The 13662-nt window shown below is 62.0% G+C and carries 11 protein-coding genes; 8 read left to right on the forward strand and 3 right to left on the reverse strand.

Annotated features, from left to right (window positions below):
* The 3 genes from tssK to tagH are packed head-to-tail and all read right to left on the reverse strand — an operon-like array spanning window position 1 to window position 3252.
* Window positions 1-1335: a type VI secretion system baseplate subunit TssK gene (gene tssK, locus BW43_RS24790; protein WP_032884433.1), complete on the reverse strand. Its 1335-nt coding sequence runs from the start codon at window positions 1333-1335 to the stop codon at window positions 1-3.
* Window positions 1336-1353: 18 nt separating this feature from the next.
* On the reverse strand, window positions 1354-1863 hold the full coding sequence (gene tssJ, locus BW43_RS24785) for a type VI secretion system lipoprotein TssJ (protein WP_032884434.1): 510 nt from the start codon (window positions 1861-1863) through the stop codon (window positions 1354-1356).
* Between the two features lie 57 nt (window positions 1864-1920).
* Window positions 1921-3252, reverse strand: coding sequence for a type VI secretion system-associated FHA domain protein TagH (gene tagH, locus BW43_RS24780; protein WP_032884435.1), 1332 nt, complete (start codon window positions 3250-3252; stop codon window positions 1921-1923).
* Between the two features lie 394 nt (window positions 3253-3646).
* On the opposite strand from tagH, the gene tssA reads away from it, so the two are divergent.
* The 8 genes from tssA (at window position 3647) to tssH (ending at window position 13524) form a co-directional block, all read left to right on the forward strand.
* Window positions 3647-4666: a type VI secretion system protein TssA gene (gene tssA / locus BW43_RS24775; RefSeq protein ID WP_032884436.1), complete on the forward strand. Its 1020-nt coding sequence runs from the start codon at window positions 3647-3649 to the stop codon at window positions 4664-4666.
* A gap of 54 nt (window positions 4667-4720) precedes the next feature.
* Window positions 4721-5227, forward strand: a complete 507-nt coding sequence (tssB, locus tag BW43_RS24770; protein ID WP_010207547.1) for a type VI secretion system contractile sheath small subunit — start codon at window positions 4721-4723, stop codon at window positions 5225-5227.
* Window positions 5228-5229: 2 nt separating this feature from the next.
* Window positions 5230-6726: a type VI secretion system contractile sheath large subunit gene (tssC, locus tag BW43_RS24765; RefSeq protein ID WP_032884437.1), complete on the forward strand. Its 1497-nt coding sequence runs from the start codon at window positions 5230-5232 to the stop codon at window positions 6724-6726.
* Window positions 6727-6896: 170 nt separating this feature from the next.
* A complete protein-coding gene (locus BW43_RS24760) occupies window positions 6897-7385 on the forward strand; it encodes a type VI secretion system tube protein Hcp (protein WP_017735732.1) in 489 nt (162 codons plus the stop codon).
* A 92-nt stretch (window positions 7386-7477) separates the two neighbouring features.
* Window positions 7478-7993: a type VI secretion system baseplate subunit TssE gene (gene tssE / locus BW43_RS24755; protein ID WP_005792513.1), complete on the forward strand. Its 516-nt coding sequence runs from the start codon at window positions 7478-7480 to the stop codon at window positions 7991-7993.
* Complete coding sequence (gene tssF / locus BW43_RS24750) at window positions 7990-9849, forward strand: type VI secretion system baseplate subunit TssF (RefSeq protein ID WP_032884438.1); 1860 nt, start codon at window positions 7990-7992, stop codon at window positions 9847-9849. The genes tssE and tssF overlap by 4 nt, the downstream gene beginning before the upstream one ends.
* Entirely contained in the window at window positions 9813-10856 is a 1044-nt protein-coding gene (gene tssG / locus BW43_RS24745) for a type VI secretion system baseplate subunit TssG (RefSeq protein ID WP_032884439.1), read from the forward strand. Before tssF ends, tssG begins: the two co-directional genes overlap by 37 nt.
* Window positions 10849-13524: a type VI secretion system ATPase TssH gene (gene tssH / locus BW43_RS24740; RefSeq protein WP_032884440.1), complete on the forward strand. Its 2676-nt coding sequence runs from the start codon at window positions 10849-10851 to the stop codon at window positions 13522-13524. Before tssG ends, tssH begins: the two co-directional genes overlap by 8 nt.
* Window positions 13525-13662 lie beyond the last annotated feature (138 nt).

A 13662-nucleotide genomic window follows, 5' to 3' on the forward strand; every position in this document is an offset into this window, starting at 1 on the left:
TTATCCTCGGATCGCCCAGAAGGCCAAGTTCAAGCCCGGGAACTGCCCGGCGATATGGAAGGCAAAGCCGCCGGAGTTGCTTAGTTGCTGCCAATGCTCACTGCCCCGATCCAGCTCGTAATAAGTGCTGCCCGCGTGGTACGGCAGTTGGCGCGGCGCCACCGGCAACGGCACCAGGCCAATGCCCGGCAGTTGCAGGTTGACCATGTCGCGAATGTGCTCCACCGCGCCGACCTTGCTCTGCTGGCCGAAGCGGCCGCGCAGGGTTTCGCCAGGCACATCGGCACGCACCACCAGGATGAAACTGGCGTTGTCGAGCAGGGTTTTGTCGGCGAGCATCGCCACGTGGATGCCGTAGGCTTTCTCGACAATCGGGATCGGTGTGGCTTTGCTATCGATCAACATCGACAGCGCTTCACGCAGAGCCGCCATCACCGGGGCGTAGCTCAGGGCCAAGTCATCGTGCTGGTACTGCGGGTATTCCTGGGGACGACGACCCGAGGTGGAAAAGGTCGAGAACTCACCGGCCAGGCTCACCAGTTCGCTGAAGAAGCGCTCCGGATGCAGTGGGCTCAACTGGCTGAAATGCTGGATAAGCGGTTGGGCGCGGTTGACCAATTGCAGCAGCATGAAGTCAGCAATCTCCGACGCACCACCGGCGCCCGAGGCGACCACGCGGCCGGCCAGGGCTTCGCCGCGCTGGTGCAACAGGCCCAGCAGTTCGCTGCGAAACGCGGTCAGCGGCTTGCTCGCAGCCACGTCCAGTACCGGAGGGATGTAGGTGTCGTCGAGCACCAGGGCGCGGTCTGCACGTTTTTCCTTGATACGCACCAGGCCGATGGCGGCGTAATCGCTGATGCCATCCTGGGTAGTGAGCAGGCGCAGGGCACGGGACCCCACGGCCACGGGCGCACGGTTTTCGAACGGGGCGTTGTCGTCGCGTACTTCGCGCACCTGGCTCACGTAACGTGCGGCTTCCAGCGCTTCACCTTCGTCAACCGTGTCCCGCGCACCCGCGCGTTTGAGCGGCAAGGCCAGGTAGACCAGGCCATCGCGCAGGTTGTCGTCGATGTTCAGCGGGCTTGGTGCCAGGTCGTCCTGGGGGATATTGAACGGCGTGCCGTCGGGCAAAAGGCCACGCGCCGAGACGATGGCCAGCTTGCCCTGGGCCAGCAGGCCCTGGTCGATCAGCAACTCGGAAAAGCCCCAGGCACCAGCGGCCAACGGGCGGCTGCGGGCGTCGATCAGGTTTTCCAGGTAACGGTCATGCTGCTGAAAGTGCTGCGTTCCGATGAACATGCCTTCCGACCAGACCACGCGATTGTTCCAGGACATGGGGGCTCCGATTGCTTGTTATTGGGCAGGGCTGGATGGGGAAACCACGACGTCGGCGCGCACGGCACGCACATCGAGGCTGATCTGGTATTCGGTGTACTGGCGCGCCGGCACGTTGATCACCGTGCGCCATTGCGCGCGGTCCAACTCGCGATAACCCACCAGCAAGCCGATCTGGCGCGTGGACGGGTCGAGTTCTCGCTGGATACTCAGTTGTTGGCCGGGCTGGACCATCACTTCGTCTTGGTCCAGCAGGTCCAGGCCGAGGGTAGATTGGGCGCGGTCCGCCAGGGCGAAGTAGTCGGAGCGGCCGAAGGTGGCGGCGTTTTTCAGCTCGAAAATGCGCACCCGAACCGGCGCGGCCTGGCCGTTGGGGCCGGGGTTAAGCCCGGAAATCGCGTGGAAGTGCAACTCGACCGCAGCGGTATCCGCTTGCTCCTCGGCCGCCGCTTCGGGTTTGACGGCGTCATTGGCACACGCCGTCAGCAGCAGCGCGGTGGCGACTGCGAGTAAAAACCTGGGAATCATCCTGCGTCCTCAATGACGTACTTAGCTATCCGTTGATCCATTGCTGCGGCGCGGCGATTAGCGACGCTGTCGTGCGCTGTGTTCTTCGTAGGCTCGGCTGAATTCGCGGCCGAACAGGTCCTGGAAGTCTTCCTGGGCCTCGCGGGAAATATTGCTGTAGAGCTCGGTGAACTGCTGCCAGTACTGGGCCTGGCGCGAGCCGTTGAAAATGCTCGATAGCCCGCCGGGCTTGCCCATGCGTTCCTCCAGCTGAGCCGGTTCGAAGCGCGTGAGCAGGTGTTTGATTGCGGCTTCCACCCCGGCCATCACGGCCAACTGATGGGCACGCAAGTCGTCGAAACTGTCCCGCACGGCAAGGTCCGGCGCCATAAACGCTTGGTTTCCATGACGAAGCAAAAGCAGTAACGCTTCCTCGGCATTCGGGGCAAATTTCAACGGATTGTTTTCAGCAGGCTGGATCATCGTCTGCTGCATGCGGAATTCGCCCTTGAGGCTGGCGCGTGCGCGCAACACGTCGATCAAGCCTTCGACCATCAGCCGGTAGCTGCGGCCGATGCTTTCCATCTGGGCTTCTGCTTGGGCTTTGTCCAGACGCAACTGGTCGAGGCCAGCGCCGCGCAGGAAGGCTTGCAAGAGGTCGGGTTGTTGGCTGTCGGCCACGGGGAGCATAGGCTCGACCACGGGTGGCGGCGGGATGATCGGCGCGCTTGGAGGTGGGGCTGGCGGCGCGCTGACCAACGGCGCTGGCGCGTCGCCGAACAAGTCCCAGTCTTCAGGAATCACCGAGCCCGACACTGGGGGCGCTTCGACCACCGGTACAGCCACAGGTGTCGGCGGACGGAAGTCGTGTTGTTCGCAGGGCACGTGGTCCGGCACGGTCGGCGGCGGCACGGCGGTGGGGCTGAGGAAGTCGAACAAGTCCGGCAAGGTGTCCATCGACGAGGCGCCCTGAAACTGCGGCGCAATTACTGGGGTCGCCAGCGGAGCGTTCACCACGGCCCCCATCAGTGCTTCAAAGCTGTTCGGCGATTCACCGGCAAACGGCTGGCTATCGGCGACCTGAACGTTGAAGTCGATACGCGCTTGAATCTCGTAATCGCCGATGCGGATCAGCTCGCCATTTTGCAGCAGCTCGCTATTACCCCGGCGCATGCGAACACCGGCGTTAACCAACTCCACACCGTTTGTGCTGTTATCGGTTAAATAATAACGGCCATCTTTGTATTGAATTACGCAATGTTGTGAAGACACCAGCCGCTCAGGATCAGGCAATACCCAGTCATTATCCGAACTGCGGCCGATCGCCATCGAGCCCTGATTCATGGACTTTTCGGCGCACTGCCCTGGGGTAATCTTGTGATAACTAGTGATAGTCAAACACAGCGACATCTTGCCTCCTTGCTGATACTTCGCGCGCGAGCGATTCACGGGACAGAGAATCCCGCGAGTTCCCCATCAGATCGTGCCTCCGACCGTCTACAACCGGCCGATGCCAGCATGATCGCTGATCTTAACTGGGCTCTATGACAAAAATCCTGTCCCGGTGCGCCGTTCGACCCACCAGTCGCGCAGGTTGTTAAGCACCGCACATCTGTCACAGAGGGCGAATAGCTTACCTTGACAAGCCCTAACTACTACACCAAAAATGCACAACTTCTTGAACACCAATGATGGCACATTAGTAGCATCGTGCTTATATGACCAAGAAAACATGCAAAGTTCCTCGCGCAACTAATGCATGAATTGCCCGCCATATAACGGGCTGATAGGGAGATCAATTTCAGTGGATGTGCCGTTGCTGCTCACCGCCGTTTCCGCGACTTCGCCTTGTGGCGAAGACATGGAATATGACGCGCAATTTCTCCAACTGGAGCGTGATGCCAAGGGCCAGCCTGAGCGCAGCATGGGTGATTCCATCTTGCCCGCCGAGCCGCCGGACTGGCGCAGCATCCAGCAGCAGAGCCTCGACTTGCTGCAGCGCAGCAAAGACCTGCGCATCACCCATTTCCTCCTGCAAAGCTCCCTCGCCCTCCAGGGTGTGGCCGGGCTGGCCGACGTTCTGAAACTGATCGACGCCCTGTTGCGCGAATACTGGTCCGACCTGCACCCGCGCCTGGATGCCGACGACGACAACGACCCGACCGTGCGCATCAACGCCCTGTCCGGCCTGACCAGTGACGCGACCATTCGCCTGCTGCGCGAAAGCATCCTCACGCGCTCGCGCACCTTCGGCCCCGTGAGCCTGCGCGCCGCGCTGAATGCCAGCGGCCTGATGAATTTCCCCGACGAACAGCTCGGCGCCCAGCAACTGAACGCCGCATTCCTCGACAGCGACCCCGAACACCTGCAAGCCACCCGCGACGCCTTGAGCGCCGCGCGTGCGGCTTGCGAAGCCATCGAGCAGCAGGTCAGCGACCAGGTCGGTTCAGCCCAAGGCGTGGACCTGACCCTCTTGAAACAACCGCTCAAGCAGGCGCTGCAAGTGCTTAATCAAGCGGTTCCAGACACCCAAGGCAGCAGCGAACCCGAGGCCGTCAGTGACGACAATGCCCCCTCGGTCGAGTACGCCGCTGCCCCTGCCGCACCGCGACCGGCCGGCGATATCGCCAGCCGCGATGATGTACTGCGCAGCCTGGACAAGATCCTTGCGTACTACACCCGTCACGAGCCTTCGAGCCCGCTGCCGGTGCTGTTGAACCGAGCGAAGAATCTGGTGCATGCCGACTTTGCCGCGATCGTGCGCAATCTGATTCCCGATGGCATGTCCCAATTTGAAAACCTGCGTGGGCCGGACGGCGAGTAAGCCTTCCGACTGCGCAGTAACAACACCGTCGCTCAAGCGACCAGGAGCAGCAACGTGGCGAAGCAAAGTTCTCAGAAATTCATCGCGCGCAACCGCGCGCCTCGGGTGCAGATCGAGTACGACGTCGAGCTCTACGGCGCCGAGAAAAAGGTCCAGCTGCCCTTCGTGATGGGTGTGATGGCCGACCTCGCCGGCAAACCTGCCGAGCCTCTGGCGCCAGTGGCTGATCGCAAGTTCCTTGAAGTGGACGTCGACAACTTCGACTCGCGCCTCAAGGCCATGCAGCCGCGCGTAGCGTTCCACGTACCGAACGAATTGACCGGCGAAGGCAACCTGAGCCTGGATATCACGTTCGAAAGCATGGACGACTTCAGCCCGGCCGCCGTGGCGCGCAAAGTCGACTCGCTGAACCAGTTGCTCGAAGCCCGCACCCAGCTGGCCAACCTGCTGACCTACATGGACGGCAAGACCGGCGCTGAAGAAATCATCATGAAGGCAATCAAGGACCCGGCACTGCTTCAGGCACTTGCCAGCGCGCCTAAGCCTGCAGGGGACCAATAATCATGACTGACAATACCGCCCGCGAAGGCAGCCAGATCCTGGGTGCCACCGAAGAAGCCAGCGAGTTCGCCAACCTGCTGCTGCAAGAGTTCAAACCCAAGACCGAGCGTGCCCGCGAAGCCGTGGAAACCGCTGTGCGCACCTTGGCCGAACAGGCTCTGGCGCAAACAGACCTGGTGTCCAACGACGCGATCAAGTCGATCGAATCGATCATCGCCGCCATCGACGCCAAGCTCACCGCCCAGGTCAATCAGATCATCCACCATCAGGACTTCCAGCAGCTGGAAAGCGCCTGGCGTGGCTTGCACTACCTGGTCAACAACACCGAGAGCGATGAGCAGCTCAAGATCCGCGTGCTCAACATCTCCAAGCCGGACCTGCACAAGACCCTGAAGAAATTCAAGGGCACCGCGTGGGACCAGAGCCCGATCTTCAAGAAAATGTACGAAGAAGAATACGGCCAGTTCGGCGGCGAACCGTATGGTTGCCTGGTCGGCGACTACTACTTCGATCAGTCGCCTCCGGACGTCGAGTTGCTGGGCGAGCTGTCGAAAGTCTGCGCGGCCATGCACTCCCCGTTCATCGCTGCGGCCTCGCCGACCGTGATGGGCATGGGCTCGTGGCAGGAACTGTCGAACCCGCGCGACCTGACCAAGATCTTCACCACCCCGGAATACGCCGGCTGGCGCTCGCTGCGTGAATCGGAAGATTCGCGCTACATCGGCCTGACCATGCCGCGCTTCCTGGCGCGTCTGCCGTATGGCGCCAAGACCGACCCGGTGGAAGCTTTCGCCTTCGAAGAAAATACCGACGGCGCCGACAGCTCCAAGTACACCTGGGCCAACGCCGCATACGCGATGGCGGTGAACATCAACCGTTCGTTCAAGCACTACGGCTGGTGCTCGCGCATCCGTGGCGTGGAGTCCGGTGGTGAAGTGGAAAACCTGCCGGCCCACACGTTCCCTACCGACGACGGTGGTGTGGACATGAAGTGCCCGACCGAAATCGCCATCAGCGACCGCCGTGAAGCGGAGCTGGCGAAGAACGGTTTCATGCCGCTGCTGCACAAGAAAAACACCGACTTCGCCGCGTTCATCGGCGCTCAGTCGTTGCAGAAACCGGCCGAATACGACGACCCGGACGCCACCGCCAACGCCAACCTGGCCGCGCGCCTGCCGTACCTGTTCGCCACCTGCCGTTTCGCGCATTACTTGAAGTGCATCGTGCGCGACAAAATCGGTTCCTTCAAAGAGAAGGACGAGATGCAGCGCTGGTTGCAGGACTGGATCCTCAACTACGTCGACGGTGACCCGGCGCACTCCACCGAAACCACCAAGGCCCAGCACCCACTGGCTGCCGCCGAAGTGATCGTGGAAGACGTCGAAGGCAACCCGGGGTACTACAACTCCAAGTTCTACCTGCGTCCGCACTACCAGCTCGAAGGGCTGACCGTGTCGCTGCGCCTGGTATCGAAACTGCCTTCGGCGAAAAGCGCCTAACCCACGGATGAGCTGGCTCTTCTGTGGGAGGGGCTTGCCCCCGATAGCATCACTGGGGTGTGACTGACACACCGAGGTGCCTGCATCGGGGGCAAGCCCCCTCCCACACAAAGGCACTGCCCATTTGGAGTTACTCAAATTCAGTGGCAAGCGCCACACAGGGAGAAAACATGGCTGTTGATATTTTCATCAAGATCGGCGACATCAAGGGCGAGTCCATGGACAAGGCCCACAAGGACGAAATCGACGTACTGAACTGGAGCTGGGGCATGGCCCAGTCCGGCAACATGCACGTGGGCGGTGGTGGTGGTGCAGGCAAGGTGAATATCCAGGACCTGTCGCTGACCAAGTACGTCGACAAAGCTTCGCCGAACCTGATGATGCACTGCGCCAGCGGCAAGCACATCGACAAGGTCAAGCTGACTGTGCGCAAGGCCGGTGGTGAAAGCCAGGTCGAGTACATGGTGATCAACCTGGAAGAAGTGCTGGTCACGTCGCTGAGCACCGGCGGTTCGGGCTCCGATGATCGCCTGACCGAGAACGTCACCCTGAACTTCGCCCAAGTGATGGTTGACTACCAGCCGCAGAAAGCCGACGGCACCAAAGACGGCGGTGCAATCAAGTTTGGCTGGAACATCCGTTCCAACACCAAGCGCTGATAGCCCTGGTGGCCGTGGTCTCATGCCACGGCCACTAGCCCTGCCCCTCAGAACAATCGTCCCTCTCACAACCCGTCCGTGGAGCTGCTTTGGTGGTAACTGAAATCGCTTCCCGCGACCGTCTGCAACCGTCCTTGCTGGACCGGCTGACTGACGACGACCCAACCAATCCCAAGGAAAGCGCCGACAAACGCGTGCTGTCCCTGACCCAATTGAAAGCCTCGGTGCTGCGCGACCTTGCGTGGTTGCTCAATACCACGTCGTTGCTCGATGCCGACGCCACGCTGCACACCCCGGCCGGTACCTCGGTGGTCAATTACGGCCTACCTGCATTGGCGGGCAACAGCGTTTCCAGTGTCGACATCAAGGCTCTGGAAGCCCTGATCTACCAGGCGATTGCCACCTTTGAACCTCGCATCCTTCGCCATACCCTGCGGGTGAAGGCCCGCGTCGGCCATGGCGAGATGAATCACAACGCCCTGAGTTTCGAGATCGAAGGCGACCTGTGGGCGCAGCCAGTGCCGTTGCGCCTGTTGCTGCAAACCGACCTCGACCTTGAATCCGGCCACGTGCGCGTGGTCAATGCCGACCAGCGGAGACGCCCATGAATCCGCGCCTGCTGGAGCTGTACAACCAAGAACTGCATCACGTGCGCGAGAGCGCCGCCGAGTTCGCCAAGGAATACCCGAAGATCGCCAGTCGGCTGACGTTGTCTGGCATGGACTGCGCCGACCCGTATGTCGAACGTTTGCTTGAGGGCTTCGCTTACCTCACCGCCCGCGTACAGCTCAAACTCGACGCCGAGTACCCGACCTTCACCCACAACCTGCTGGAAATCGCTTACCCGCACTACCTGGCGCCGACCCCGTCGATGACCGTGGTGCAATTGCAGACCGACCCCGACGAAGGCTCCCTGGCCAGCGGTTTCCCGCTGCCGCGCGACACCGTGTTGCGTGCCGCCCTGGGCCGCGAAACCCAGACCTGCTGCGAGTACCGCACCGCACACCCGGTGACGTTGTGGCCGTTGCAGGTCAGCAATGCCGAGTACTTCGGCAACCCCGCCGCCGTACTCGGTCGCCTGGCCGCCAGTGAGCCGAAAGCCAAGGCCGGCCTGCGCCTGACCCTACGCACCGGCGCCGAATTGCCGTTCAACAGCCTCGACCTGGACAACCTGCCGCTGTACCTCAGCGGCGCCGACGAGCAGCCGTTCCGCCTTTACGAACAACTGCTGGGCAACGCCTGCGCGGTGTTTGCGCGCAAGCCCGGTGGCGATTGGGTTGAGCGGTTGCCCCAGGACGCACTGCGCTCCCGGGGTTTCGACGATGCCGACGCGGCTATGCCGGTCGTTGCGCGCGCATTCCAGGGCTATCGGTTGTTGCAGGAATACTTCGCCCTGCCCCACCGTTTCCTGTTCGTCGAATTCGCCGAACTGAGCCGCGCGGTCAACCGTTGCGACGGCCAGGAGCTGGAGCTGATCGTGCTGTTCGACCGTCACGAACCGAGCCTGGAAGGCAGCGTCGGCGCGGCGCAATTCCTGCCGTTCTGCACCCCGGCGATCAACCTGTTCCCGAAGCGCGTGGACCGCATCCACTTGTCCGACCGGGTCAACGAGCACCACGTGATCGCCGACCGCACACGGCCAATGGATTTCGAGATTCACTCGCTGAGCGGCATCACCGGCCACGGTACGGGGCCAGAGCAGCCATTTTTGCCGTTCTATGCAGTACGCGATCCATCCCGTTATGGCCGCGACCAGGCGTACTACACAGTGCGTCGCGAGCCGCGCGTGCTATCCAGCGACCAACGCCGCAATGGCCCACGCTCTACCTACGTGGGCAGTGAAACCTTCGTCAGCCTGGTGGACAGCCGCCAGGCGCCCTACGGCCACGACCTGCGCCAACTGGGCGTGACGGCGCTGTGTACGAATCGCGACTTGCCGTTGTTCATGAGCGTGGGCAATGGCAAGACCGACTTCACCCTCTCCGACAGCGCGCCGGTTTTATCCGTGCGTTGCGTCGCCGGCCCAAGTCGCCCGCGCGCCAGCCATGCCCATGACGCCAAGGCCTGGCGCCTGATCAGCCAGTTGTCGCTCAACTATTTGTCCCTGAGCGAACAAGGCCAGGGCGCGGGTGCCTTGCGCGAATTACTGCGCCTGTATGGCGACAGCAATGACGCCGCCCTGCAATTGCAGATCGAAGGTCTGCGCGACGTCAGCAGCAAGGCCGTCACCCGGCGCCTGCCGATGCCCGGACCGATCGTATTTGGCCGCGGTCTTGAGATCACATTGGAGTTCGATGAAAACGCGTTTCGCGGTACCGGCGTGTTCCTGCTCGGTGCGGTGCTGGAACGCTTCCTGGCACGCTACGTGTCGATCAACAGTTTTACCGAGACGGTGATCCGTACCACCGAACGCGGCGAGATCATGCGATGGAAAGCCAAGCCCGGGCGTCGTCCGACCCTGTGAGTACTTTGGATGCGATGCATCAGGAGCCCTGGGAATACGATTTCTTCCAGGCGTTGCGGCGTATCGAGTGCGAATCGCCGGACCTGCCGCGCCTGGGCCATTCCCTGCGCCTGGCAGACGACCCGCTACGCTTGGGGCAACAGGCCGATTGCACGTTCGCCCCGGCCACCCTGGCGTCGGTCGACCCCGGCGGCGATGGCAAACCCGCACGCCTGGAGCAGTTCTTCTTTGGCCTCGGCGGCCCGAACGGCCCGTTGCCGCTGCACATCACCGAGTACGTACGCGAGCGCCAGCGCAACAATGCTGACAGCACCAGCAAGCAGTTCCTGGACGTCTTCCACCACCGCCTGCTAAGCCTGTTTTATCGGGCTTGGGCCGAGGCGCGGCCGACGGTCAGCCATGACCGACCGGATGATGACTACTGGTCTGCACGCCTCGCCGCCTTAAGTGGTCGAGGCATGCCGAGTCTGCTCAACCAAGGGCTGATTCCCGACACGGCGAAGCTGCATTACAGCGGTCACTTATCAGCGCAAACCCGTTACCCAGACGGTTTGAAGGCAATCCTCGGCGAGTATTTCGGCCTGCCGGTGGAGATTGAAGAATACGTCGGCCAATGGCTGGAACTGCCAGAGCGCAGCCGTGTGAGTGTCAGCGCCAACCGGCTGGGTGTGGACTTTTGCCTGGGCAGCCATGTGTGGGACCGCCAGCACAAATTCCGTATCCGCCTGGGCCCGCTCAAGCTGGACGACTACATGGGCATGCTGCCCGGCAGTCAGCCGTTCAACGAGCTGGTGGCGTGGGTGGCCGAGTACCTGGGCCATGAATTGGACTGGGACTTGAACCTGGTTTTGCAACAACCCGAAGTACCGGCGCTGCAACTCAATGGCCAGTTCCGCCTGGGCTTTAACACCTGGCTCGGCAATCCCGAGCATGACGCCAACGACCTAATCCTGGCCCGGCATTACGCCGATCAAGCCACCACCTCAAGGAATCCAGAGCATGGGTGAAATCAGTCGCGCCGCACTGTTCGGCAAACTCAACAGCGTGGCCTACAAGGCCATCGAAGCCGCCACCGTGTTCTGCAAGTTGCGGGGCAATCCGTATGTGGAACTGGCCCACTGGTTTCACCAGTTGCTGCAACTGCAGGACTCGGACCTGCACCGCATCATCCGCCAGTTCAACGTCGAGCCGGCGCGCCTGGCCCGTGACCTCACCGAAGCCCTGGACCGCCTGCCGCGTGGCTCGACGTCGATCACCGACCTGTCGTCCCATGTGGAAGAAGCCGTGGAGCGCGGCTGGGTATACGGCAGCCTGATGTTCGGCGAAAGCCAGGTGCGCACCGGTTACCTGGTGCTGGGCATCCTCAAGACCCCAAGCCTGCGCCATGCGTTGCTCGGCCTGTCGTCTGAGTTCGACAAGATCAAGGCCGAAGCCCTGAGCGAACGCTTTGACGAATACGTCGGCGACTCGCCGGAAAACGCCTTGAGCGCCAGCGACGGCTTTAACGCCGGTGTTCCAGGCGAGGCCAGCGGCGCCATGGCACCGAGTGCGATGGGCAAACAGGAAGCCCTCAAGCGTTTCACCGTCGACCTGACCGAACAGGCTCGCAGCGGCAAGCTCGACCCTATCGTCGGCCGTGACGAAGAGATCCGCCAACTGGTGGACATCCTCATGCGCCGCCGCCAGAACAACCCGATCCTCACCGGTGAAGCCGGCGTCGGCAAGACGGCCGTGGTCGAAGGTTTCGCCCTTCGCATCGTCGCCGGTGACGTGCCGCCTGCACTGAAAGACGTGGAACTGCGCAGCCTCGATGTAGGCCTGCTGCAAGCCGGCGCCAGCATGAAAGGCGAGTTTGAACAGCGCCTGCGCCAGGTCATCGAAGACGTCCAAGCCTCGCCCAAGCCGATCATTCTGTTTATCGACGAAGCCCATACCCTGGTAGGTGCCGGTGGCGCCGCCGGGACGGGTGATGCGGCCAACCTGCTCAAGCCCGCCCTCGCCCGTGGCACCTTGCGTACCGTGGCCGCCACCACTTGGGCCGAGTATAAGAAGCACATCGAGAAAGACCCAGCGCTGACCCGCCGCTTCCAGGTCGTGCAAGTTGCTGAACCGTCGGAAGACAAAGCTCTGCTGATGATGCGCGGCGTGGCATCGACCATGGAGAAACACCACCAGGTGCAGATCCTCGACGAAGCCCTTGAAGCCTCGGTAAAGCTGTCTCACCGCTATATCCCGGCGCGCCAGTTGCCCGATAAATCCGTAAGCCTGCTGGACACCGCCTGCGCCCGCGTCGCCATCAGCCTGCACGCCGTACCGGCCGAAGTGGACGACAGCCGCCGCCGCATCGAAGCCCTGGAAACCGAGCTGCAAATCATCGCCCGCGAGCATGCCATCGGCATCGACATTGGTGCGCGCCAGAGCAACAGCGAAACCCTGTTAAGCGCCGAGCGCGAGCGCCTGGCGACCCTGGAAAGCCGCTGGGCCGAAGAGAAAACCCTGGTGGATGAATTGCTCGCCACCCGTGCCACCCTGCGTGAAAAGGCCGGGGTTGTGGACAGCGATGCGGGTAACAACGAGAGCGATGAGTTGCGTGCGAAACTGGTCGATCTGCAACAGCGACTGACCGCGCTGCAAGGCGAAACTCCGCTGATCCTACCGACCGTGGATTACCAGGCCGTGGCCTCGGTGGTCGCTGATTGGACCGGTATCCCGGTGGGCCGCATGGCTCGCAATGAACTGGAGACGGTGCTTAACCTCGACCAGCACCTGAAGAAACGCATCATCGGCCAGGACCACGCCCTGCAGATGATCGCCAAGCGCATCCAGACCTCCCGAGCCGGCCTCGATAACCCGAGCAAGCCAATTGGCGTGTTCATGCTCGCCGGCACCTCCGGCGTGGGCAAGACCGAAACCGCCCTGGCCTTGGCCGAGGCCATGTACGGCGGTGAGCAGAACGTGATCACCATCAACATGAGCGAGTTCCAGGAAGCTCACACGGTGTCGACCCTCAAGGGCGCGCCACCGGGCTATATCGGCTACGGCGAAGGCGGCGTGCTGACCGAAGCAGTGCGGCGTAAACCCTACAGCGTGGTCCTGCTGGACGAGGTGGAAAAAGCCCACCCGGACGTGCATGAAATTTTCTTCCAGGTGTTCGACAAAGGCGTGATGGAAGACGGCGAAGGCCGGGTGATCGACTTCAAGAACACCCTGATCCTGCTGACCACCAACGCCGGTACAGAGCTGATTTCCCGCGTCTGCAAAGACCCGGCGAACATCCCCGAGCCAGAAGAAATCGCCAAGGCCCTGCGTCAGCCATTGCTGGAGATCTTCCCGCCTGCCTTGCTCGGCCGCCTGGTGACGATCCCCTACTACCCGCTGAGCGACGAGATGCTCAAGGCGATCACCCGCCTGCAACTCAACCGCATCAAGAAGCGCGTGGAGAATACGCACAAGGTCGCCTTCGACTACGACGACGCGGTGGTCGACCTGATCGTCTCGCGCTGCACCGAAACCGAAAGCGGCGGGCGCATGATCGACACCATCCTCACCAACAGCCTGCTGCCGGACATGAGCCGTGAGTTCCTCACGCGCATGCTTGAGGGCAAGGCGCTGGCGGGTGTGCGCATCAGCAGCCGGGATAATGAATTGCACTACGACTTCAGCGACGCCGAATAACGACTGTTGGAATGCGGTTTAAGTGTGGGAGGGGGCTTGCCCCCGATGGCGGTGAATCAGTCGCCTGATACCTCAACTGACACACTGCTATCGGGGGGCAAGCCCCTCCCACATTTGAACTCAGTTTCTTCAGTTATT

The organism is Pseudomonas sp. RIT357 (assembly GCF_000632245.1).
Classification (GTDB): Bacteria; Pseudomonadota; Gammaproteobacteria; order Pseudomonadales; family Pseudomonadaceae; genus Aquipseudomonas; species Aquipseudomonas sivasensis.